Here is a 23,754-nt window from a genome sequence, read left to right on the forward strand (position 1 = left end):
CAACGCCGATAATAAAATTCAAACAATCGTATGAATTTCAATTGACACCCTGCCCGAGTCCTCATAGAGTGACAGCGTCAGATAACGACATACCCAGACAGGGTGCTGAATCAGTAACATCTCAGCTGTGTACCTGTCCTATTTAAGTAATAAGAAGGAAAATGTTATGGCATCTGTTGCAGAAATCATTGAAACCATGAACAGCAAGTTCAACGCAGCCGCCGCTGCAGGTCTGGACCTGATCTTCCAATTCAACATTGAAGATGGTGAAACTTATCACCTGGTTGTTAACGACGGCACTTGCTCTGTAGCTGCTGGCGAAAACGACGACGCTAACGTAACTCTGATCATGAACACTGATACTTTTGCTGGTATCGCTTCTGGCGAAACTGACGGCATGCAAGCATTCATGTCTGGTCAGCTGCGCGTTGAAGGCGACATGATGCTGGCTACCAAGCTGGGCGAACTGTTCCCTGCTTAATATTTGCTGATAACAAGCAAATAAAAAACCGCTGACACCTTAGGGTATCAGCGGTTTTTTTTGGTCTGAATCTGAATCGCTTAAAGACGATTCAGACCATTCAGGGCCGCAACCCGGTAGGCTTCAGCCATGGTTGGATAGTTAAAGGTGGTGTTAACAAAGTATTTCAGCGTATTGCCCTCACCCTTTTGCTCCATAATCGCCTGGCCAATATGAACAATCTCAGCGGCCTGGTCACCAAAGCAATGAATGCCGAGTAATTCCAGAGTTTCACGATGGAACAGGATCTTCAGCATGCCCACACCCTCGCCGGTAATCTGGGCTCGAGCAATGCTCTTGAAGAATGCCTGACCCACTTCGTAAGGCACCTTCTCTTCCGTCAACTGATGCTCAGTTTTGCCCACCGAGCTAATCTCAGGAATGGTGTAAATTCCGGTTGGTACGGAGCTGACAAAGCGAAAATCTTCAGGCTTAGAAATTTTTGCAGCCGCTGCACGCCCCTGATCATAGGCGGCGGAAGCCAGTGCTGGCCAGCCAATCACATCACCCACGGCATAGACGTTGTCGACTGCAGTACGATATTCCTGATCCACGTCTAACTGACCACGGCTATTGGTCTCCAGGCCAATATTTTCCAGACCCAGCTCTTTGGTATTACCACTGCGACCAGCAGCCCACAAGAAGGCATCGGCTTTTACTTTTTTACCCGACGCCATACGCATGGTGACATAACGTTCATTAATCTCCAGAGAGTCAAACTGCTCGTTATGGCGGATCAAAGCGCCTTTATCACGCAGGTGATAGCTCAATGCATCAGAGATTTCGTCATCAAGGAAGTTCAGCAAACGATCGCCAGGGTGAATCAAATCAACCTTTACCCCTAACCCCGAAAAGATTGAGGCATATTCACAGCCGATAACACCCGCGCCGTAAATAATGATAGTACGAGGCGTGTGCTCTAACTGCAGCACCGTATCCGAGTCGTAAACACGTGGGTGGGTGAAATCAATATTTGATGGACGCCAAGGGCTTGATCCCGTTGCAATCACCACTTCTTTGGTATGCAGCCGAGTATTTGACACAGCACCGTTAAAGACATCGATGGTATTCTCATCGACAAAATGTGCTTTACCGGTATAAACGCTGATGCGATTACGTCCATAAAATTCGGTACGCAGTTTAACCTGCTTGGCGATTACCCGCTCGGCACTCTTCAATACCCGTGGAAAAGAGAACCAGCGTGGCTCACCAATTTCCCGGAACATAGGATTGGTATTGAATGAAATAATTTGTTTAACCGCATGTCGCAGTGCTTTGGAAGGTATGGTGCCCCAGTGAGTACAATTACCACCCACCATATTTTTATCTTCTACGACCGCAACCTTTTTTCCATTTTTGGCCGCATTCATCGCCGCGCCTTCCCCTGCCGGGCCTGCGCCAATGATGACTACGTCGTAATGATAATCTGCCATGCTGGTTACTCCATCATTCAGTAATGTGTTTGCTGCTTGCTATTATAGACGTTGTTATTATATGCACTGTTATTACAAGCGTCTTTATTATAGTTGCTTAGTATAAAAACGCAGGATTAGCGCTTAGTCGCATCATAGAAATCCGCACCAGTAGAAGCTTCTGCCGCTTTTTTGCTTTCTTTCTCGCATTTGCCTTTATCGCCACCGCATACATCACACGCACTTTCCATACCGATGGCAGCCATACCGCCACAAGAACCCGAAATGGGTTTACGTCCCAGCAAAACACCAACGGCCATTGCGACAACAAAAAACAGCATCGCGCCAAATACAATCACTAAAGTAGACATAGTTTTACTCGTTTTGATTAATACATCCTAAGGAATCTGATCCAGAAACTCAGGAAACCACTTATTAAAGGTAGTCGAAGTCAATTCTGAAAGATTTCCATGTTGATCACGAACAATCATATAAACTCCGAGTTCAAGCGCCTCAGCCAGCCTCATTCCATCTGCTGGACCAGCGACATTCAAAGCCGTAGCCCAGGCATCAGCCATAGCCGCACTGTTATTGACCACGGTAACAGAAGCCAGTTCATGTTCGACCGGAAATCCGTTCACCGGAGAAATCGTGTGAGAATAACGAATGCCATTCTCTACAAAAAAGTTTCGGTAGTCACCCGAAGTTGCTAGAGCACGATTTCCAGGCGAAAAAACCCGATGCGCTGTTTGCTGCAAATGGACGTCAGGCCGCTCAATAGCCACTTTCCAGGAAACTTTCTGGGGCTTTACACCGGCTGTTTTGATTTCACCACCAATCTCGACTAAATAATTTTCGATACCGTAACTTTCTAACAGCAGTGAAATATCATCAACCGCCCACCCCTTGGCGATGGCGGATAAATCAAGGTAGCGCTTTTCTGATATAAACAAACTTTGGCCTGACAAAGTAACCACATCGCTGCCGACACTCGTCAGTACCTCCTCAAGCAAATCATCTTCAGGCACTCTATCCGGCGAACCATCCGGGCCAAACCCCCACAAATTCACCAACGGACCAACGGTGATATCAAAAGCTCCGGAAGACTGCTGATTCACTTGTAAGGCCTTCGCCAACACATCCGACAAGTCAGTCGAGATCCGTTGCTGAACAGGCCACATTGTCGACTGATTTATCCGGGATAATTCAGACGTTGAATCATAAGTCGACATGATTTTGTTAATATCCTGCAAACGCAGGTCAATACGTGATTTAACTTGTGACGTGCGATCCTGCTGATCTACCCAACTGATGTGATACAAAGTCCCCATGGTTGGGCCAGAAACTTTGTAAACACGTTCGCTCGCAGGCAATCCACAATTGCTCAGCAGCAATACGGCAACAACCGACAACAAAAGCTTGTACATTTTCCACCTGATTTAAGGCCATAAAGATGGCGTCGTGAGTATAAACCATGCGAACGAAGTCTGATATCTCGGCAACTTAAATACGGCGTTATAAAAACATAGTGCACCACTTATAACTAAATAGAATTAAAAATCAAAAAAAAGGAATTTGGGTCGTAAACGATTATCAAGTAGACTTTTGCAGTTATTCTGGAGAACACATCGATGCAAGAAGTAATGTCCGATGAAATGCTTGAGTTAATCTCTCAGCGCTTTCGATTATTAGCCGACCCAATGCGGCTTAAAATTCTTCACCAATTACAAGGTGGAGAAAAATCAGTGACTGAGCTGGTGCAAGCAACCGGAGCCTCACAGCCCAATGTATCTAAACACCTTTCGACGCTTCGCAGCCATAGCATGGTCAAACGACGCCAGGAAGGAAATATGGCGTTCTTCAGCATTGATGCGCCGTTTATTTTTGATATTTGCAACATTGTATGTGACAGCATGAAACTGGAGCTGGAACAAAAACAAAATTTGCTCGGTCCAGCCTGACACTCATCAGTAATCAGGCCGTTTCAGCCACCATCCATACAGAACGGCCTGCTTCTCCCTTACCGGAAACCAATCCCAAAGACTCCCAGTTTTTAAGAATTTGCTGAAACTGACCCCGACTGATTTTTACATCATCAACCGCATGGGCCTGAGGGTGGCGTTTGAGCAATTGCTCGGAAATCTTTCTGGAAATCACACCTTCAAGCTGAGCACGTAAACGGTCTTCACTGGCACCACTGCGCAACAAATGAGCAACACCCTGGAGTAACTGATCGGATCTGACAGGAAGAAAAACTTCTTCTCGGGTAAGGTTACCAGCCTCATAAACCTTCGCTGCAACCTGCAAACTAATCACCTGCCTTGCACGCGCTAAACGCTGCTGAACCGTCATTTTTGTGCCGACAGCCTCTTTTTTAGCCACAACAGGCGGCTCCTGAGCAACCTGTCTGAAAGCTGGCAGCCAGCCTCCCTTCAACTTTGCTGTCGCCAGGCTGGCTTTTACATGTGACAAAAGCTCATCACGCAAGTGCCACAACTTGTATTGTGCATGCTGAGTAATAATGCGGTGGAAACCGTTGAGCCGACGCTGCTCTTCGCTCAGGTTTTTCGTGGGCAGGGTATTTTTGATAAAAGCCATAATCGGCTTGCCAATACTTTGTGCGTGCACAAACTCACGATGGAGATGACTGATACCCGTCGGTGACATTGGCCCATAGCTATCGCCCAGCAGTAACAGAAACATATCGGACTTTTCGATCTGGGAGCGGACAAGATTCCAGTCATAAGGGCCTGCATCTTCGCGATAGGCAAAACCCGTGTTAATCATGCTGTTACGAGCAAGCTGCCTTTCAACTTCATAACGCTCAAGCTCAAGTCCTTCAGCAGTAGAGGCAAGATAAACCAGGTAGTGTTTTTGTTCTGGCATTTGGAGTTACCGGTTCCTTCTTATTTCACAACAACGTAACAACAACACAAACTAACGCAATACAGAGATAAATCTGCAGCAGACAATACGCTTTACTATAACAGTGCTCACATAAGCAGGACAAACGGTTACGCCGTAACAATTGTAAAACCGTTACAAATCTGAGCCTTTAGGGTAAAATTGGGTTCTATTTCTTTAAAATCTTCCTCCAATGACTCGCAAGAAGAAAACCCGCTCTCTCAGCCGCATCCACAAAGTGAAAACCGGCAGCATCTCCAAACTTAAGCGCGAAGCTGGCAATGATCGCCAAAGCAAAAAACGCATCAAGGGCAAACGTAATCTGTCTGCCTATGAAAAGTTTCTCGCTGAAAACCCTGAAGCAAAAGCAAAAGCAATTCAGGAACAGCAACAACAGGAAGCGGAAGCGCATCTCCCTCATAAAAAAGCGGAAACTGATAGTCAGCCAGATAAACCCGAGAAAGATAAGAAATCGGATAAAGGCCTGTTTGATCAACTGGACTCTAAGAACTTTAACGATATCTACTGATGAGTTATTGGCCTGAAACTCAACTGACACTTGAGTGCTTTCCCCATGTACCAGAGCATGTCTCAATGCCTTGGGATGCCGCCGACAGCTTCCTTTCCAGACAGCTAGATCGACATGCTGAAACACTGATTATCAACGATCGACACGGAGCACTGGCGTGCTCCTTTAAACAACACCAGAGTTGGTGCGACAGTGCTTGTGCTATTTCTGCCCGCATAAACAATCTGCAGAATAACTTCCCCGCGGATGTATTTCAGGCCGCCTGCACAGACAGCAGCAACATTGACTGGACTCTGATTAAGCAAGTAGCGATAAAAATTCCGAAAAATTTCGAACAACTGAAATATTGGCTCCACCATTGTCAAAACAACCTGCCCGACAACACCCCAATTTATCTGGCCGGCATGGCAAAGCACATTCCTGTCTCATGGCTGAACTGGCTGGAAACGCACTGCGGTCAATACCATCAATCCCTAATCGAAAAAAAGGCACGCCTGCTAACACTGACAGAGCTGGGTATACCAGAACCTAAAGACTCCGGATATCGCAATGACACGCTTAAGCTTAATGCGACACCCGGCGTCTTTTCAGGCAACAAACTGGACATCGGTAGCCGGGTCATACTTCCCTACCTCACCGTCATTGATCAAGGGACGGTCTGCGATCTTGGCTGCGGCAATGGCTTACTTGGGCTGAGCATCAAACAGAATCAGCCACACTGCCGTGTGATTGCAACTGACGACTCCTATGTCGCTACTCAATCAGCTATGAGTAACGCTGAAACCAATCAGTTGGATATTGAAGTGCGACATGGTAATTGCCTGGCTGCCGTTAGCGAACAGCTTGATTGGGTCGTGTGCAATCCTCCTTATCATGATGGTCACAAGGAGTTAACCAATATAGCGATCAATATGTTCCGGGAAAGCCAGCAACGTTTATCGAAGGATGGTCAGATGTTGATTGTAGCCAACCGCCACCTGCCCTATCAGAAAGAGCTGACCCGTTTATTTAAACACGTTGATAGCATTCACAAAGACAACAAATTTACTGTTTTCCACTGCAAGATTCCAAAGCGCTGATTGCGCCCTGAGTACAAACCCACATGAAATATCCTCTGGTAACGATAGAGCATGAAATCGAAGAAAAACGCAGTCGCTTTATTGCAGAGCTGATGCCGTGTGACAATGAACAAAACATCAAACAACGCATTGAAGAGCTGAAACAGAAGCACCCCAAAGCCAGCCATGTCTGCTCTGGCTTTCGCCTGCTGAACAACAACAATCAGATTAATGAAGGCTTCAGCGATGATGGCGAGCCATCCGGCACTGCCGGAATGCCAATTCTGAAAGTGATTCGCCACCACGACTTTGTTAACTGTGCCGTGCTGATAACCCGTTATTTTGGCGGCACCAAACTCGGTACCGGGGGGCTACAGCGCGCCTACAGCCAGTCGTGCTCTGATGCTCTCAAGCAATTACAGGAAGAACAGGTCAAACCAGTTGTAGCACAGGTCAATATTGAGATTGAAGTCGACTTTGCCCAAGAAAATATTGTCCGCCATCTGGCGCAACAGCATGAGGCTAACATTGAAGAAGTTGCTTACCAACCAAGCGGAATCATTTTAAAGCTTCGGTTAGCTCAAGCCCAACTTGCGGAGTTAACCATCAAACTAAAACAACGAAATTTAAAATTTCATTGTCCGTAAATATCCTTTCACTCCATAAACAGCAGACATAAAAAATGCCACTTGATGTGGCATTTTTTATGTCGAACAGAATCAACGGCTCGAAACTAACTACCCGAACGGGTGATTTCTGTATTCTCTTTCGCCCAAGCCTGATAACTCAGCATATCCGAACGGCTTTGTTGAGTTCGGCCTGACTCCACCAACTCATCACTCAGCTGCATATCCTGCCAGGATTTTTCAGCGATATTGTCAACCACAACAACAGAGTGCCCACCTGGAGTGGTAACAATTTCTGAATTATTCAGAGTTAGCTCAAAGGCTTTTTGTTGAACAGAACGAGGCGCATCCGATGATTCATTAAACTTGGTGGTCACTGTCAGCCATTCAGCATCTCCACCCGTAAGAATTGCATCGGCACGCTCTTTTGCCAACTCAGACGCACGCTCATCGACCATTGAATCAACAATCGCCGTTTTGATATCTGCTAATGCTTTAACTTCGGAAGGCTGATGCTCAACAACCGCAAAAACTAAGGCTGCATCTGCGGTTTCGATAACCGGACTGATTTCACGATCCAGCAAAATCGCATCTTCAAATGCCTGGCGACGAACATCGGCATTCAATGCAATTCCATTACCCTCGATGCGGGAGAACAAATCGGTTTTCGCAACAGCCAAAGACATAATGTCTGCAACTTCTTCAATAGAGCCCGCTGAGAAAGCCACGTTTGACAGCTCCTGTTGTAGCTCAGCAAATTCCGCCGCCGCTTTTTCTGCCTGAATGTCAGCCGTCAGCTGCTCAGTCATCTCGGCTTTCGATTTAACTTCGTCAGAGACCACGTCATCCAGACGGATAATATGGAAACCAAACTCTGTTTTTACCGGCTGAGAAACCTGACCTTTCTCTAAGGCATATAAGGCATCTTCAAATTCAGCGACAAACGCACCTTTGGTGTTAAGACCCAGGTTACCGCCGTCATTTTTGGTGCCAATATCATCGGAGTATTCTTTTGCTAATTCGGCAAAATCCTGTCCCTGATCTAACTTAGCGCGAATTTCTTCAGCCAGAGCATTGGCTGCGTCACCATCACGTTCGTCATTAATCTCAATCAGGATATGACTGGACGCACGCTGCTCATCCGCTCGTGCTGCGGCAACATAATCTTCGTAGGCAAGATTCAGATCTTCATCCGTTACTTCCTGATCAGCAGCCAACGCAGCACGATTCAATTGCACATATTGAATGGCAACTTTCTCATCCGTTTTGTAGCGCTCTTTGGTTTCATCATAACGTACCTGGACCTCTTCATCCGAAATCTGGATGTCAGCTTTCAAATCGTCTGCTGACACCTCAACGTAACGGAAGGTGCGCTGCTCATTATTCAACGCTTCGTTCAGCTGTACGTTAAATGGCGTATCAATTGAGCTTAAAACAAATGCTGCACGTGCCTGGGTAGCCTTCATATCGTTGGCAAGGTCTGCACGGAAACTCAGAGGTGTCCATCCATTTAAGCGCAGAATATTCTGAAATTGTTCTTTGCTGAATTTACCATCCAGCTGGAACGCTGGCATTGCAACGATTTGCTCATCAATCGCCTGAGTTGAAGCAAAAAGACCCATTTCTTCAGCCTGAACCAACGCTACTTTTTGGTTAACTAATTGCTCCAGAGCAGATTGGCGCAAGAAGCCCTCATTAAATAAGTCTTCATTATATTGCTCACCAAACTGACGGCGAAGATTATTTTTTTGTTGCTCAACTAAACGCTGAACTTCTAATTCCGTAATTTCTTTACCACCAACGGTCGCCTGTGGTTGCTCACCACCACCCAGACTTACGATGCTCTCAACTCCCCAAAGGGCGAACACCAGGATAATAAAAAATACGATTACCTTAGCGACCATGCCTTGGGCATTATCGCGCATCGTCTGCAACATGTTTCCTCCTGAAGGATTGTAATAGGTGCCGCATTATCGATTAACTGCGTATAAAAAAAGCGCATCACTGATGCGCTTTCGATCTGGCGGACTGGACGGGACTCGAACCCGCGACCCCCGGCGTGACAGGCCGGTATTCTAACCAACTGAACTACCAGTCCAGATTCAGTTGGCGTTAGTTTACAGCGTCTTTTAACGCTTTACCGGCTTTAAAACCAGGTACTTTCGCCGCTTTAATTTCAATCGGTTCGCCCGTTTGTGGGTTACGACCAGTACGAGCAGCACGCTCTTTAACCTGGAAAGTACCAAAACCAACTAAGGCAACCTGATCACCTTCTTTCAGCGCATTACCGATGCTGTCAATCATGGCATCCAATGCACGTCCTGCCGCTGCCTTTGGAATGTCGGCGGAAGCAGCAATAGCGTCGATCAATTCTGACTTGTTCACACTTAATCCCCTTACTCTGTGCGCAATTGTGAATTCTTGTTATGCGACTGGGTGATCGCTAATCAAAAAATAGTTAAGAGCGGTGATTTATACCAACTCGCCCTATGAGCGTCAAGCAACCTTAGTGGGTGCTTGGCCGAGTTTTTTCATCTGATGGTGCAGCGGAATCTTCTTTGGCTAAAATTTCACCAACTGCATCGGGTTTACTTTCCAGCGCAAGATCCAATACTTCATCGATCCAATCCACCGGAATCACTTTCAAATCCGCTTTGATATTATCAGGAATATCGCGCAAATCTTTTTCGTTTTCTTTGGGGATGATCACAGTTTTAATACCGCCACGATGAGCCGCCAGTAACTTTTCTTTCAAACCACCAATGGCCAGAACCTTACCGCGAAGTGTGATCTCTCCCGTCATAGCCACATCAGCGCGCACCGGAATACCCGTCATCACAGATACCAGAGCCGTAGCCATACCAATACCTGCACTCGGGCCATCCTTTGGTGTAGCGCCTTCAGGAACATGCACATGAAGGTCATGCTTCTCAAAATAATCAGCGGCAATACCCATACCCGCAGAGCGACTACGAACAACGGTAAGGGCCGCCTGAATCGATTCCTGCATCACATCACCTAACGATCCGGTCTTAACGATGCGCCCTTTACCCGGAGTCGCTGCCGACTCAAGCGTCAGCAATTCCCCACCCACAGACGTCCAGGCAAGACCCGTCACTTGACCAATTTCGTTTTCGGCTCCGGCAAGACCATAACGGAATTTATGAACTCCCAGATATTCCTGCAGCAACTCAGCAGTAATTTCACGTGTAGTCTGATTTTTCTCAAGAATGTTCGCTTTCACCACACGACGGCACAACTTGGCAATTTCACGCTCAAGGCCACGCACACCCGCCTCACGGGTGTAGTGACGAATAATGTCTTTCAGACGCTCATCCGTCAGCTTAATTTCGTTGTCTTTCAGGCCATTCAGCTTGACCTGCTTCGGCAGCAGATACCGCTTAGCAATATTCACCTTTTCATCTTCGGTATAACCTGGAATACGGATGACTTCCATCCGATCCAATAGCGGGCCCGGAATATCCATGCTGTTTGAGGTACACACAAACATCACATCCGACAGGTCATAGTCGACTTCTAAATAATGATCGGCAAAATTGCTGTTTTGCTCCGGATCGAGAACCTCAAGCAACGCAGATGCCGGATCGCCACGGTGATCCATCCCCATCTTGTCGATTTCATCCAACAGAAACAGCGGGTTTTTAACCGCCACTTTGGACATTTTCTGCACCAGTTTGCCGGGCATTGAACCGATGTAAGTTCGACGATGGCCACGAATCTCGGCTTCATCACGCACACCACCCAGCGCCATACGAACAAACTTACGATTGGTTGCTCGCGCAATGGATTTACCCAGAGACGTCTTACCAACACCAGGAGGCCCTACCAGACAAAGCACCGCGCCACGTACCTTCTTAACCCGGTTTTGAACCGCCAGATACTCAAGAATACGTTCTTTAACCTCATCCAGGCCGTAATGATCAGCATTCAGAATTTCTTCTGCCTTCTCAAGATCATGACTGACACGACTGCGTTTTTTCCATGGCAGATTCACCAGCCAATCAAGATAACCACGCACAACCGAAGCTTCAGCAGACATCGGTGACATCATGCGCAGCTTTTTCATTTCAGCATCGGCTTTTTCGCGCGCTTCTTTGGTCATGCCGGACTGTTCAATTTTCTGAGTCAGCTCATCAAATTCGTTAGAGCCATCTTCGCTTTCACCCAACTCTTTCTGAATCGCTTTCATCTGCTCATTCAGATAATACTCACGCTGACTTTTCTCCATTTGCTTCTTAACGCGTCCACGAATGCGCTTTTCAACCTTGAGCAAATCGATTTCAGACTCCATCAGCTCCATCAGATGCTCAGCCCGTTCTTTGACACCGGCCATTTCCAGAACATTCTGTTTTTCATCCAACTTCAGAGAAATATGGGCAGCAATGGTATCCGCCAGGCGACTGGCATCATCAATCCCAGAAATGGTTGATAACACTTCTCCCGGAACTTTCTTTGATAACTGTACATATTGCTCAAAGTTACCGGTCAATGTGCGAACCAGAACTTCGTTCTCACGCTCAGATAATTCATCAGTTGCTACAGAGCGAATATCACCTCGGAACAACGCTTCTTCATCAATCAGATTAACCAACTCTGCACGAGAATCACCTTCAACCAGCACCTTGACCGTACCATCAGGCAACTTCAACAACTGCAAAATGGTCGCAACCGTACCAACAGTATGCATACTGTCGAACGTTGGTTCATCATCCGATGCATCTGTCTGAGCAACCAACATGATTCGCTTATCAGACTCCATCGCTTCTTCGAGTGCATTGATGGATTTTTCACGCCCCACAAAAAGGGGAATCACCATCGCGGGAAAAACAACAACATCGCGTAATGGTAATAACGGCAGTGTTTCGGTAGACATAGACACCTGACTTAATGACATTTCATTCTTATTTAATGATAGTGGGGACAGCCAAAAGTAATTACAAGGGCGAGCAAAAGAATTAAGGCACCTCTGAATAATTCAGTGCCCGCTTCGGCTTACTGAAAAAAGTCAGATCAAGGCGCTACTTTGCAGGCATAACGGGTTACGTCAAAAAGTAGCAACACCGAGCTGGACTTTTTCAGCAAGCCCCGCAGGGCGCGGGCTGCCGAATGCTTTGACTGTGTTAACGATTTTGAAAAGGACTCGTCATTCTCTTCAATCGTTGCCTTGTCAAACTCATCCGGCAGCACTCGCGCGAAGCTGTGCAGAATTATTCAGAGGTGCCTTAATTTTTCAACGCCATAAACGACAAAAGAGGCTTACGCCTCTTTTGTGTGACTGACCAGGAGCAATCTGATCAGGTTTTAAAAGCTACCTAAGCAACCACAAGATCTACAGCATCAATCATCGTCCGGTGAAACCTTACCAACGTCGTTGCTTTCATAGATCACCAATGGCTCGGCATCCGAGTTAATCACCGACTCTTCAACCACCACCTTGGCAACATGCTCTTCTGACGGGACACGATACATGGTCTCCAGCAGAGCGCCTTCCATAATAGAACGCAAACCTCGAGCACCTGTCTTACGCTCCATTGCCAGCTCAGCAACCGCTTCCAACGCAGACTCACGGAATTCCAGCTCAACATCTTCCATTTCGAACAGTTTTTCATACTGGCGAATCAGAGAGTTTTTCGGCTCAGTCAGGATGCGTACCAGCGCTTCCCGATCCAGCTCATCCAGAGTTGCAACCATTGGCAAACGACCAATGAACTCAGGGATCAGGCCATATTTCACCAAATCACCGGATTCAATATCACGCAGGACATCACCAACAGAGCGCTCGTCCTCTTTACCTTTGACGGTTGCTGAGAAACCAATACTACTCTTCTCAGAACGATCGCGAATAATCTGATCCAGACCGGCAAACGCGCCACCACAGATAAACAGGATGTTTGACGTATCAACCTGCAAGAATTCTTGCTGCGGATGCTTACGACCGCCCTGCGGAGGAACGGATGCTACCGTCCCTTCAATCAGCTTCAGCAACGCCTGCTGCACGCCTTCACCAGAAACATCGCGAGTAATGGATGGATTGTCAGATTTGCGCGAAATCTTGTCGATTTCATCGATGTAGACAATGCCACGCTGAGCCTTATCAACATCGTAATCACACTTCTGAAGCAGTTTCTGAATGATATTCTCAACATCTTCACCGACGTAACCCGCTTCGGTCAGTGTTGTCGCATCAGCAATAGTGAACGGAACATTCAGCAAACGCGCCAAAGTTTCGGCTAACAGTGTTTTACCACTACCCGTTGGACCAATCAGAAGAATATTACTCTTCGACAGCTCCACCTCACCCTTGCTACCGCCAAACTGAAGACGCTTGTAGTGGTTGTATACCGCTACTGCCAGGACAACCTTAGCTTTATCCTGACCAATCACGTATTCATCGAGCGTGGTCTTGATTTCCTGAGGGGTCGGCAAAGAGTCATTGGTACTTTTACTCTCAGCCTCCTGAACCTCTTCACGAATGATGTCATTGCAGAGATCAACACATTCGTCACAAATGAACACCGAAGGCCCGGCAATCAGCTTGCGCACTTCATGCTGACTTTTGCCACAGAAGGAGCAGTACAGCAGCTTGCCACTGTCTTCACCCTTGCCTTTTGTATCGTCGGTCATTCGACTGCCTCATTGTTATAACTTATTGCAAAAAGATGGGGCTTTTTGCCTGATTTTTCAAGCACCTGAACCAACAGAATCAGGCACGTTTCTCCAGAACCTGATCAATCAGGCCATATTCCATCGCGGTTTGCGCATCCATAAAGTTGTCACGCTCAGTATCTGCCGCGATTGTCTCGTAACTCTGGCCGGTATGAGACGCTAAAATTTTATTCAATTGCTCTTTGGTGTGCTGAATATTCTGCGCCTGAATCTGAATATCAGTCGCCTGCCCCTGAGCACCACCACTTGGCTGGTGAATCATAACGCGTGAATTCGGCACGCTGTAACGCTTACCTGGCGCACCCGCTGCCAACAGGAAGGCACCCATACTGCACGCCTGACCAATAACCATGGTACTGACATCTGGCTTAATAAACTGCATGGTGTCGTAAATCGACATACCAGCCGTCACCGATCCGCCCGGAGAGTTGATATACAGATGAATGTCTTTATCCGGATTTTCAGACTCAAGGAATAACAGCTGGGCAACGACCAGGTTAGCCATGTGATCCTCAACCGGGCCAACCAAAAAGATGACACGTTCTTTTAACAGGCGGGAGTAAATATCGTAAGAACGCTCTCCGCGCGCTGACTGCTCTACCACCATTGGAACCAGACCACTGGCCTGAACAATTTCTGACTGCTGCTTAATGGAGTCAATCATCCGACTCTGCACTCCCTGATCTGTGAGTATTCTTTTTTTAACAAAAACAGCCGCATCCTATGGATAACGGCTGTTTCAGAGTTTAGCCACTGATTGGCTAAATGTCAGTTATTACAGACAACTTATTGTGCTGCTGTAAGAAACTTATTGTGCTGGCTGATTGGCCGCACGAATAATTTCTTCATAACTTGACTCAGTCTGGCTAACTTTCGCTCCGGCCAGAACTTTCTCAACGACCTGTTCTTCCAGAGCCATTGCTTCAACCTGCTGACGCTGCTCAGGGTTGCTACTGTAGTATTCACGAACCTGATCAGGATCCTGATACGTTGCAGCCACCTCTTCAATCAGCTCATTCACTTTCTCGTCAGATGGAGTCAGTTCATTCGCTTCAATCGCAGCATTCATCAACAAACCAATAACAACACGCTTCTCAGCCTGTTCTTTGAACAGCTCTGCTGGCAACATGCTGGCATCCATTTGCTGACCGCCGCCGAACTGCTGAACCGCTTGCTGACGCAGACGATCAATTTCCTGATCAACCAGAGCCGATGGCACTTCAACTTCGTTGGCATCAACCAGGCCTTTAACCACTTGTTGCTTGGTCAGAGTGCGGATGGCACGAGCCAATTCACGATCCATATTTTTACGGATCTCTGCACGGAATTCTGCTTCATCAGTAGTTTCAACACCAAATGCTTTGTAGAACTCTTCGTTCAGCTCTGGCAGCTCTGGTTTTTTAACTTCGTTAACTTTCACTTTGAACTGAGCAGGCTTACCTTTCAGCTCTTCTTTGTGATAATCATCCGGGAAAGCAACATCCAGAGTCACCTCTTCGCCCGCTTTTGCGCCTTCCAGGCCAGATTCAAAGCCAGGAATCATAGAGTTAGAACCCAGCGTCAGGCCATAACCTTCTGCAGAGCCGCCTTCAAATGCTTCACCGTCAACAAAGCCTTCAAAGTCAATATTCAGCTGATCGCCGTCAGCCGCCGCTTCTTCAGAAGCATTCCACTGAGCTTGTTGCTTGCGCAAGGTCTCAACCATGGTTTCCAGATCAGCATCTTTGATTTCCGCAGACTGCTGCTCAACTTCAATAGCAGAGAAGTCCGCCAGAGTTACTTCTGGGTAAACTTCAAAAGTAGCTTTGAACTCCAGATCCTTGCCTTCTTCATCAACAACAGGCTCAAACTTAGGCATACCTGCTAATTTCAGCTCTTTATCCTGAACAGCTTTAAAGAAAGACTGTTGCATTTGCTGGTAAACCGCTTCCATACGTGCTTGTTTGCCGTACTTTTGCTTGGCAACTTTAGGAGGCAGCGGCTTGCCCTTACGGAAGCCAGGACCAGGGTTATTTTTTTGGCTTTGCGAAATGCGCTTCAACTCGTTTACGACTTGCGCTTCAACTTCCGCAGCGGGTACGCCAACGGTCATTACCTGTTCCAGACCAGTCGTGGTCTCGATGGACACTTGCATAGATGCCTCTCAATCAACAATTTACAAATCGATGCCACAATACACATGGAGCATCATCAAATTCAGAAGGTCGCGGATTATAGCGCAAGGCAATGCAAGAAGAAAACAGCAAGTAGACAGCTTAGTCAGCTAATAAGTGAAGAAAATAAAGGATTAGAAAAAGAGAAGAAGTGGGGTGGCCGACGGGGATCGAACCCGCGACAACAGGAATCACAATCCTGGACTCTACCAACTGAGCTACGGCCACCACAAATTTGGATCAAGCGTCTTACTGACGGTGCACCAAATGGCACGCCCGGCAGGGCTTGAACCTGCAACCCTCGGCTTAGAAGGCCGATGCTCTATCCAGTTGAGCTACGGGCGCATGTCCATTTAAATATCAACTGAAAGCTGAGCTTTAAATGGTCGGGGTAGAGAGATTCGAACTCCCGACATCCTGGTCCCAAACCAGGCGCGCTACCAGACTGCGCTATACCCCGATCTAACGCTCTCGGGGTGTTCACCCCTTGAGTGGCTGCGCATAGTATAGATCGCCCCCTGCCTCGTCAACATCTTTTTAAAAAAAATTAATAAAAACAATCGCTTCCCCGATTTCATGTGGAACTTCATGCCATTTTCATAACCTTTATTATAGAAGGTATCTTTGTTTTAAATGCTGCTCGTGAGAAAATCGCGCCCTCTTAAAATTTGCCATGGGATATCACGATTTATGTCCGCTCAGTTAATCGACGGTAAAGCAGCAGCGGCTGCTGTACGGGAAACCATCAAAACACGTGTTCAGGAGCGCCTGGACAATGGACTGAGAGCGCCCGGCCTCGCCGTTATTCTGGTGGGCAATGACCCTGCCTCCGAAGTGTATGTGTCACATAAACGCAAAGACTGCGAGCAAGTCGGCATTCTTTCCAAAGCCTACGACCTTCCGGATACCACCTCTCAACAACAGTTGTTAGATTTGATTGATCAACTCAATAACGATGGTGAAGTCGACGGCATTCTGGTACAGCTACCATTACCGGAAGGGCTGGATGCCTCTGAAATTCTGGAACGAATTGCGCCGGATAAAGACGTTGATGGCTTCCACCCTTTTAATGTGGGCCGTCTGGCACAACGTATGCCACTGTTACGCCCTTGCACACCAGCGGGTATTGTTGACCTGCTCGACAGCACTGGCGAGCCGGTTCGCGGCCAGCATGCCGTGATTGTTGGCGCATCGAATATTGTTGGCCGACCCATGGGACTGGAGCTGCTGATTAAAGGCTGCACCGTGACGACGTGTCATCGCTTTACTCAGGACCTGGAACATCATGTCAGCCAGGCTGATATTGTGGTGGTGGCGGTTGGCAAACCCGGCATTGTCAAAGGTGAATGGATTAAGGAAGGTGCCGTTGTCATTGATGTTGGCATTAATCGCATGGACGACGGTCGCTTAATTGGCGACGTCGACTTTGATGCCGCAGCACAACGAGCCAGCTTCATTACACCGGTTCCCGGTGGTGTTGGGCCAATGACGCGCGCCAAGTTGCTTGAGAACACCCTGATCAGCTGCGAAACCTTACGCAACTAATTACTTACACAGTCAGACGGCGTAACGCGGAAAGCCCCATCCCCTCCAGCGTGCGCCGTATACCTTCAGCCAACGGTAACTCAGGCTTAATGCCGGTTTTTCGGAATAACTTTTCATTAGAGCCAATTGCGCAGTGTAAATCACCCGGTCTGGCACTCTGAAAATCTATCCCTGCAGCACATTCTATTCTTCCATCCGGTGGAATAACCGATTCAATCATGGAAATTAACTGCAGAATAGAAACGCCTTGAGAAGTACAAATATTGAATGCTGAACACCCTCTCTGATCGGTATAAATCAGTTGCTCAAGACTTTTCACAGCTTCTTCAATAAAAACAAAATCCCTCTGTTGCAAGCCATTACCATATAATTGAAGCGAATCCCCCTGGGTCATTGACTGACAAAAACGGGATATCACATCGCCCTGCCAACCAGACCGCCATGGGCCGTAAAGGTTAAAGAAGCGTGCAATCGTAATATCGACACCAAACCTTAACGAATAATATCGACTGCTTTGCTCCATCATAAAATTCATCAATCCTTTCGCCGAAATTGGCTGCAAACTACTTCGTTCACAGACCCGGGCAGACATGTTCGGGCCATAAACCGAATCCGATGATCCCATCACAATCGGCACCCTGCCATAACGAATCGCAGCTTCCAGAAGTGCCAAATAGTTTTTTACCGCCGATAAAATAGCCGGCGATGTAAAGTCTGAAGAATAAATTGCCTGAATACGTGCTTCCGGTGTGTACTGATCAAGCGCCTGAGAATCAGGCTTTGCCAAATGAATGCAGCAACCCGGAGTGAATTGCCTGAATATTTCGTCCAGAACATCCGACCTGGATAAATCAAATTGCTTCCAGACGATCTCGTTAAGTCCCTTAAAATTTTCGGGGCAAGGCAGATGATCAATTGCAACAACCCGATGTTTTTCACGTAACAGTGCAGGGATTAGATAAGAAGCGATGTAACCAGCGGCTCCAGTAACGAGATACGTTGCCATACAAAACTCTCCACGATGTATTCATCAAAACAACATAAGGAGTGTTAGCAATTCAACGGCCAACTATGAGGACTGTTAAAGCCCTGTTTTTCTTCCATATACCTATTTAATAGTGAACTATTTTTGCATTCTGCCACTCAATAGAAGGAATCCGCAGCCACTTTGCAAAATGCGAAGCAAATCACACCCAAATACCTTATTCAGGGGATCAATTCACGGCACGCTTTTAGCATTCTATAAAACAAACAGTCCCGAATTATTGAAATGGGTGACATATATGAAAATCTCTTTACTGGTAGACAGCCGTTCAATGGGCGGAATTGAGACTCACATCATTCAACTTGCCCGTGGCTTATATCGTCAGCAGGTGGACGTTGAATTATTGTTATTTAAACACTACCAGCATCACCCTTTAGTAGAAGAGCTAAAACCGATCATCCCGGTTACCCACTTAGAAGGCTCGATCACAAAGCTTGTTTATCATTTAAAAAATACCAACACGGTATTACATACTCACGGCTATAAAGCGGGGATTTTGGGACGACTGGCAGGTAAACTCACAAACACTCCAGTGGTATCAACCTTTCACAATGGCGACCCCGGCAAAGGAAAAACCCGGTTATACAACGCTCTTGATCGACTGACCGCCGGAATGAGTTCAAATATTGCCGTTAGCGATAGTATTGCTAAGCAGCTTCTGAATAATTGCCAGGTTGTTCCTAATTTCATCCAGCTACACGATATTGAAAAGCAGAAAGTCGAAAAGACATCGTCAACAACACTGGCAACAGAAGTTGCGTACGTTGGGCGTTTATCCTACGAAAAAGGCCCAGATGTTTTTGCGCAAATAACACAACAACTGTCCACACGACAGCCATCCACACACCAACTATCGCAGCGATCTCTTAACACGCCTATCTGCATGTACGGCGATGGTCCCATGCGCAACGATTTAAAACACAAGTATCCCCATATTCATTTTTATGGGCAGGTTGATATGAAAGATTATTGGCAATACATTCGTGTACTGGTGATCAGCTCACGGCATGAAGGACTGCCACTGGTCGCATTGGAGGCAATGGCGCATGGAATACCCGTAGTTGCATCAGAAGCAGGCGACTTACCGCATTTATTGCAACAAGCCAATATCAACAGCTGCCATAGCATTAATGATTACCCTGCGTTTATTCAGTCCATTCAACAATATTTGCAACAATCAAACGCCGAGAGAAATTTACAAGCGCAACGTATGCAACGTTTTACTAAACAACATTACAGCGTTGAGGCGTGTCTACCACGCATTATGAGCGTGTACCAACACGCTATTCAAAGCCACCGGATAACAGCACACTCATAAAATGGCTGGTCTTTTCAGAGTCATGCAGCATTGATAAATCACTGGAAAAATCCCAGGGTATCAACCGAACGTTCGTATCACGGAATTTTTCTGTATCACGGGATTCCGGCCAGGCAATGCAATCAACCGAACGAACATTGGCTTGTGTTAATAAATCCAGCTGTTGCTGCACCAACAAATAACGCTGTTGTGCAGAGCCAAGGGATTCAGGCTTAAGATTTGCCATCAATAACAAACAGGCTTGCGATTGATTAATGGCAGCCGCCAGATCTTCCACCAGCAAGGATGGCATCACACTGGTCATAAAGCTACCTGGACTAAGCACAATTAAATCACTATCAGCAATTTTTTCGAGCACTTCCATAGGAGCAGACACAGCTTTATTTAATGACAGGTCCACGATGGACTGATCACATTCATCGATCGCTAATTCACCGACAATGGTTTGACCATCCGCATCGCGACCCAACAATTCTGCCGGGGTATCTGACATAGGAAACAGAAAGGTATCAATCCTCAGCAGATCGCGCATCACCGCAATCGCATCCGTGGGCCTGACTGACATCTGATCCAATGCATACAACATCAGGTTACCCAAATTATGTCCGTTAAGATCGCCGCTGGTCTGAAAGCGATACTCAAACAACAACTGATTAATACCGGGGGAACGACACAGTTGATTCAGGCAATTGCGCAAATCCCCCCAGGCAATGGTATCGGCTTCCTGCTTTAACCGCCCGGTCGAGCCACCATTATCGGTGGTTGCAACAATGCCGGTTAATTCAATATTGGATAAACCCGCCAGGGACGACAATAAGTTGCCTAACCCATGGCCACCACCAATACACACCACCTTCTTTACCGCGACATCAGTTTTTGCCATTCGCCCAACGCTCACGCTTACGGTAGATAGTAGAAGCACTGACTTCCAACAATGCTGCGGCCTTGGGAATATTACCGTCACACTGATCGATAGCGGCTTCAATGACTTCTTTTTCCACCAGCCACAATGGACGAATGGCGGTTTGTTGAAATGACATTTGAGGCTGATGCGTTAATGAAGACGATTCTGAACTGATACCCGATGCTGGCATAGCTCCCGTGGAACCTGACGTCGTATTCATTAAGGCCGGGTTAGGTACCATTTCAGGAATCGGCACATCGTTTAATGGCGGCGGCAGCATATCGGGAGAAATCACCCCGCCGGTATTTAATACCACTATATTACGGATGACGTTCTGCAGCTGTCGAACATTGCCCGGCCATTCATAATTCAACAGCGAGGCCTGAGCTTCGTTATCAAAACCGGAAAATTGTTTTTGCTCTTCCTGAGCATATTGTTGCAGTAACTGATTCAGAATTAATGAAACATCGCCCCCGCGTTCACGTAACGGCGGTAGATGAATCGGAATAACATGCAGGCGATAATACAAGTCTTCGCGGAAATTACCGGCTTTAACCTCAGCCAATGGGTCTTTATTCGTGGCACAAATAAACCGCACATCAACACGTTCAGTTTTATTACTACCCACTTTCTGGAAGCTGCCGGTCTGAATAAAGCGCAATAGTTTGGTCTGTAAATCCAGATCCATCTCGCACAGCTCATCAAGGAATAAGGTACCGCCATCCGCCTGACTGGCAGCACCCTCACGGCTCGATACCGCACCGGTAAACGCCCCTTTGGTATGGCCAAAGATTTCACTTTCCATCAGATCCCGGGGAATTGCACCACAATTAATGGCAATAAAGGGTTTTTGCGCACGTTCACTGCGCTGATGAATCGCTGAAGCACACACCTCTTTACCAGTACCACTTTCACCAGTAATAAACACCGTGGCATTACTGGGTGCGGCGCTGTCAATAATGCGATACACACTTTGCATGGGCAACGAAGCCCCGATAAAACCCTCATAACCGTCGCGATTAAACTCTTCTTTGTAGGTTTCGAGCTCTTCAGTCAGAGTTTGGCGCTCCAGCGCATTACCCAGCGTGGTTAACAAGCGCTTGGAACTAAAAGGCTTTTCAATAAAGTCGTAAGCACCTAATGCCATTGCCTCGACTGCCATATCCACCGAGCCATGGCCGGTAACAATCAGGCTGACAACCGGGAGTTTCTGTTCATGAAGCTGGCGTAAAATATCCATACCGCTCATATCGGGCAGGTTGATGTCCAGCATAATGGCATCCGGTAAAGACTGCGCAATCGCTGCCAACGCATCCGCACCGGTTCCGGCAATCTGTGCCTGATACCCAGCTGCAGCCAGATATTCCTTATACAACTCCGCCATGGAAGCACTGTCTTCAACAATCAGCACTCGTTTGTTTTGCACCTTCCCTCTCCCTTAAGCAAGCTCAATCAAACCGTGTCTGGAATCACAACCAGCAAGGTCGCATCATCGCTGGCTTGTTTACTAACACAGTTATCATAGTAGTCCATGGCCGCCAGTTTGCCGGAACCATGAGGCTCATTACTATTTTGTATTGCCCGGAGATCACGCTCCAGCAGACCCCAGAACTGAACCTGCTGCCCGGGCGAAAGCGAGTCTGTTAAACCGTCGGTGTATAGCACCATAGGTGTTGCGAGCTGAATCGCCGTGTTAGTGAACGGGCTACCAGACTGCCCGGCAATAAAGCCCAGTAACGGGCCATTGCTGTATTGCAGATCCACCCAACCAGCGGCGGTTAATTGTTTCGCCGCCGGGTGCCCGGCACTGGCAAGCGTGACCCGCCCATTCGTTTCCAGTTTTAGTGCAATGGCCGTTAGCAGGCTGCTACCCATCAACTCATCCTGCTCCAACCCTTGTGCCATACTGCCGAGCAAGCGATCTGGCTTGATGTTTAGTCCCAGCTGCTGCATGCCCTGGGTCAGACCATGCAAAAAACCGTGATACACGTGCACAAAAAAACGCGCCTGGGCATCGTGTCCCATCACGTCGGCCAGCAAGATCAGACTATGTTGTTCACCCTCAACGTGTTGCTGATCCTGAAACACAAAATCACCGCCACCACCTTTTGCTTCACCCGATGAACGACTTTCCAGCAACAGGCGAAACCCGGGTTGCTGAATTCGCAACGCAGGTGCAAGCTGGCGGGTAATATCACTCGATAATTGCTCACCAATGACCCGGGACAGCTGTTCGTGATGCAACAACACTCGCTCAATACAAGACGTTAGTTGTTTTTTATTAACGGGCTTTTGCAGCACGTCATCAATCGGCAAGTGATACAGCGCATCCGGACTCTCTCCAGTCAGAAAGACAAACGGCAAGGCACCTTGCAGCTGATGCACCCGAACCCTGAGGTTAAATCCATCTAACTCGGGCATATTTACATCTGAAATGACTAAATCAGCCGAATGATGAGTCAGCCACTCCAGTGCCTTCAACGGCTGAGAAAACACCACGGGTTCATAATCCGGTTGTAAAAAGGCTTCTATCTGAATCAACAGCGAGGGATCATCATCAATCACCACAATGCGTTTTGGCTGCTGTGGCAAAGTATCCTGAATAAAAATCTTAAAAACCCAGGCTTGTTCAGAATCAGCAAAACCATACTCCACCCGATCACTCAGCGATTTAATTAATCCCAATCCCATGCCGGATATTTTTAACTGATCAAACTCGGTATCCGCTTGCACCCAGAACGAGTCAAATTCCACAAACCCGGAACCATCGTCACAAATCGACAAACACCAGTCTCGATCTTGACGGGCTAATTGAACGCCAACCGTTTTCGGCCGTTGTTGCGAGTGTTTATAAAGATTAGTCAACCACTCACTGGTTAATAACACCAGTGGTTCCAGCGACGTACGGCCGGTTTTAGCAACCCAATCCGCCACACAAGTACGCCCCGCTGCAATAAAAGCCTCATCGGCTGACGTCAGCTGAAAAGATTGCTGAAACAAAATCTTATCTGGCTCACCCATGGCGATCGACATGTGCTTATCCTTATGTGTCT

The 23,754-nt window shown here is 47.3% G+C and carries 21 protein-coding genes and 4 tRNA genes; 7 read left to right on the forward strand and 18 right to left on the reverse strand.

Annotated features, from left to right (window positions below):
• Positions 1-166 precede the first annotated feature (166 nt).
• The gene (locus tag KFF03_RS09665; protein WP_255856687.1) at positions 167-481 is read left to right on the forward strand and encodes an SCP2 sterol-binding domain-containing protein; all 315 of its coding nucleotides are present in this window, start codon (positions 167-169) and stop codon (positions 479-481) included.
• Between the two features lie 80 nt (positions 482-561).
• Here the strand turns inward: KFF03_RS09665 and sthA are convergent, their stop codons facing one another.
• The 3 genes from sthA to KFF03_RS09680 all read right to left on the reverse strand — a co-directional run bounded on the left by sthA (position 562) and on the right by KFF03_RS09680 (position 3,359).
• Complete coding sequence (gene sthA / locus KFF03_RS09670) at positions 562-1,953, reverse strand: Si-specific NAD(P)(+) transhydrogenase (protein WP_255856688.1); 1,392 nt, start codon at positions 1,951-1,953, stop codon at positions 562-564.
• Between the two features lie 116 nt (positions 1,954-2,069).
• Positions 2,070-2,303 carry a (Na+)-NQR maturation NqrM gene (gene nqrM / locus KFF03_RS09675; protein WP_255856689.1) on the reverse strand — a complete coding sequence of 78 codons (234 nt, stop codon included), beginning with the start codon at positions 2,301-2,303 and terminating at the stop codon, positions 2,070-2,072.
• Between the two features lie 27 nt (positions 2,304-2,330).
• Positions 2,331-3,359, reverse strand: a complete 1,029-nt coding sequence (locus KFF03_RS09680; RefSeq protein WP_255856690.1) for an FAD:protein FMN transferase — start codon at positions 3,357-3,359, stop codon at positions 2,331-2,333.
• Positions 3,360-3,563: 204 nt separating this feature from the next.
• On the opposite strand from KFF03_RS09680, the gene KFF03_RS09685 reads away from it, so the two are divergent.
• Complete coding sequence (locus KFF03_RS09685; RefSeq protein ID WP_255856691.1) at positions 3,564-3,893, forward strand: metalloregulator ArsR/SmtB family transcription factor; 330 nt, start codon at positions 3,564-3,566, stop codon at positions 3,891-3,893.
• Between the two features lie 13 nt (positions 3,894-3,906).
• Here KFF03_RS09685 and KFF03_RS09690 read toward each other — a convergent pair whose 3' ends face one another.
• Positions 3,907-4,818, reverse strand: a complete 912-nt coding sequence (locus tag KFF03_RS09690) for a DUF4062 domain-containing protein (protein ID WP_255856692.1) — start codon at positions 4,816-4,818, stop codon at positions 3,907-3,909.
• 211 nt (positions 4,819-5,029) lie between these two features.
• Between KFF03_RS09690 and KFF03_RS09695 the strand changes: the two genes are divergently transcribed.
• Genes KFF03_RS09695 through KFF03_RS09705 form a run of 3 tightly spaced genes read left to right on the forward strand, consistent with a single transcriptional unit; the run spans position 5,030 to position 7,070 of the window.
• The gene (locus KFF03_RS09695) at positions 5,030-5,365 is read left to right on the forward strand and encodes a hypothetical protein (RefSeq protein ID WP_255856693.1); all 336 of its coding nucleotides are present in this window, start codon (positions 5,030-5,032) and stop codon (positions 5,363-5,365) included.
• Positions 5,365-6,444 (forward strand): methyltransferase, encoded by a 1,080-nt coding sequence (locus tag KFF03_RS09700; protein WP_255856694.1) that lies wholly within the window; start codon positions 5,365-5,367, stop codon positions 6,442-6,444. Before KFF03_RS09695 ends, KFF03_RS09700 begins: the two co-directional genes overlap by 1 nt.
• A 23-nt stretch (positions 6,445-6,467) precedes the next feature.
• Complete coding sequence (locus KFF03_RS09705) at positions 6,468-7,070, forward strand: YigZ family protein (RefSeq protein WP_255856695.1); 603 nt, start codon at positions 6,468-6,470, stop codon at positions 7,068-7,070.
• 86 nt (positions 7,071-7,156) lie between these two features.
• Here KFF03_RS09705 and KFF03_RS09710 read toward each other — a convergent pair whose 3' ends face one another.
• From KFF03_RS09710 to KFF03_RS09755, 10 genes are all read right to left on the reverse strand, one after another.
• Positions 7,157-8,986: a SurA N-terminal domain-containing protein gene (locus tag KFF03_RS09710; protein ID WP_255856696.1), complete on the reverse strand. Its 1,830-nt coding sequence runs from the start codon at positions 8,984-8,986 to the stop codon at positions 7,157-7,159.
• Positions 8,987-9,070: 84 nt separating this feature from the next.
• Positions 9,071-9,147: transfer RNA gene (locus tag KFF03_RS09715), tRNA-Asp, on the reverse strand.
• Positions 9,148-9,161: 14 nt separating this feature from the next.
• A complete protein-coding gene (locus KFF03_RS09720) occupies positions 9,162-9,461 on the reverse strand; it encodes an HU family DNA-binding protein (protein ID WP_255860889.1) in 300 nt (99 codons plus the stop codon).
• A 94-nt stretch (positions 9,462-9,555) separates the two neighbouring features.
• A complete protein-coding gene (gene lon, locus KFF03_RS09725; RefSeq protein WP_255856697.1) occupies positions 9,556-11,943 on the reverse strand; it encodes an endopeptidase La in 2,388 nt (795 codons plus the stop codon).
• Positions 11,944-12,407: 464 nt separating this feature from the next.
• Positions 12,408-13,694 (reverse strand): ATP-dependent Clp protease ATP-binding subunit ClpX, encoded by a 1,287-nt coding sequence (gene clpX, locus KFF03_RS09730; protein ID WP_255856698.1) that lies wholly within the window; start codon positions 13,692-13,694, stop codon positions 12,408-12,410.
• A 79-nt stretch (positions 13,695-13,773) separates the two neighbouring features.
• Positions 13,774-14,400 (reverse strand): ATP-dependent Clp endopeptidase proteolytic subunit ClpP, encoded by a 627-nt coding sequence (gene clpP / locus KFF03_RS09735; protein WP_255856699.1) that lies wholly within the window; start codon positions 14,398-14,400, stop codon positions 13,774-13,776.
• A 144-nt stretch (positions 14,401-14,544) separates the two neighbouring features.
• Positions 14,545-15,870, reverse strand: coding sequence for a trigger factor (tig, locus tag KFF03_RS09740; RefSeq protein WP_255856700.1), 1,326 nt, complete (start codon positions 15,868-15,870; stop codon positions 14,545-14,547).
• 171 nt (positions 15,871-16,041) lie between these two features.
• A tRNA-His gene (locus KFF03_RS09745) sits at positions 16,042-16,117 on the reverse strand.
• Positions 16,118-16,157: 40 nt separating this feature from the next.
• Positions 16,158-16,234 (reverse strand) — tRNA-Arg (locus KFF03_RS09750).
• A 38-nt stretch (positions 16,235-16,272) separates the two neighbouring features.
• A tRNA-Pro gene (locus tag KFF03_RS09755) sits at positions 16,273-16,349 on the reverse strand.
• 230 nt (positions 16,350-16,579) lie between these two features.
• Between KFF03_RS09755 and folD the strand changes: the two genes are divergently transcribed.
• A complete protein-coding gene (gene folD / locus KFF03_RS09760) occupies positions 16,580-17,434 on the forward strand; it encodes a bifunctional methylenetetrahydrofolate dehydrogenase/methenyltetrahydrofolate cyclohydrolase FolD (protein ID WP_255856701.1) in 855 nt (284 codons plus the stop codon).
• A gap of 4 nt (positions 17,435-17,438) precedes the next feature.
• On the opposite strand, the gene KFF03_RS09765 is transcribed toward folD, so the two are convergent.
• Positions 17,439-18,440 (reverse strand): NAD(P)-dependent oxidoreductase, encoded by a 1,002-nt coding sequence (locus KFF03_RS09765; protein WP_255856702.1) that lies wholly within the window; start codon positions 18,438-18,440, stop codon positions 17,439-17,441.
• A gap of 277 nt (positions 18,441-18,717) precedes the next feature.
• Here KFF03_RS09765 and KFF03_RS09770 point away from each other — a divergent pair, with 277 nt between their 5' ends.
• Positions 18,718-19,797 carry a glycosyltransferase family 4 protein gene (locus KFF03_RS09770; protein ID WP_255856703.1) on the forward strand — a complete coding sequence of 360 codons (1,080 nt, stop codon included), beginning with the start codon at positions 18,718-18,720 and terminating at the stop codon, positions 19,795-19,797.
• Here KFF03_RS09770 and yvcK read toward each other — a convergent pair.
• The 3 genes from yvcK to KFF03_RS09785 are packed head-to-tail and all read right to left on the reverse strand — an operon-like array spanning position 19,763 to position 23,734.
• Positions 19,763-20,680, reverse strand: a complete 918-nt coding sequence (gene yvcK, locus KFF03_RS09775; RefSeq protein WP_255856704.1) for a uridine diphosphate-N-acetylglucosamine-binding protein YvcK — start codon at positions 20,678-20,680, stop codon at positions 19,763-19,765. The genes KFF03_RS09770 and yvcK overlap by 35 nt on opposite strands.
• The gene (locus KFF03_RS09780; RefSeq protein WP_255856705.1) at positions 20,667-22,127 is read right to left on the reverse strand and encodes a sigma-54 dependent transcriptional regulator; all 1,461 of its coding nucleotides are present in this window, start codon (positions 22,125-22,127) and stop codon (positions 20,667-20,669) included. Before KFF03_RS09780 ends, yvcK begins: the two co-directional genes overlap by 14 nt.
• Before the next feature lie 26 nt (positions 22,128-22,153).
• Positions 22,154-23,734: a SpoIIE family protein phosphatase gene (locus KFF03_RS09785; protein ID WP_255856706.1), complete on the reverse strand. Its 1,581-nt coding sequence runs from the start codon at positions 23,732-23,734 to the stop codon at positions 22,154-22,156.
• Positions 23,735-23,754: the final 20 nt, after the last annotated feature.

The organism is Bacterioplanoides sp. SCSIO 12839 (assembly GCF_024397975.1).
Lineage (GTDB): Bacteria > Pseudomonadota > Gammaproteobacteria > Pseudomonadales > Oceanobacteraceae > Bacterioplanoides.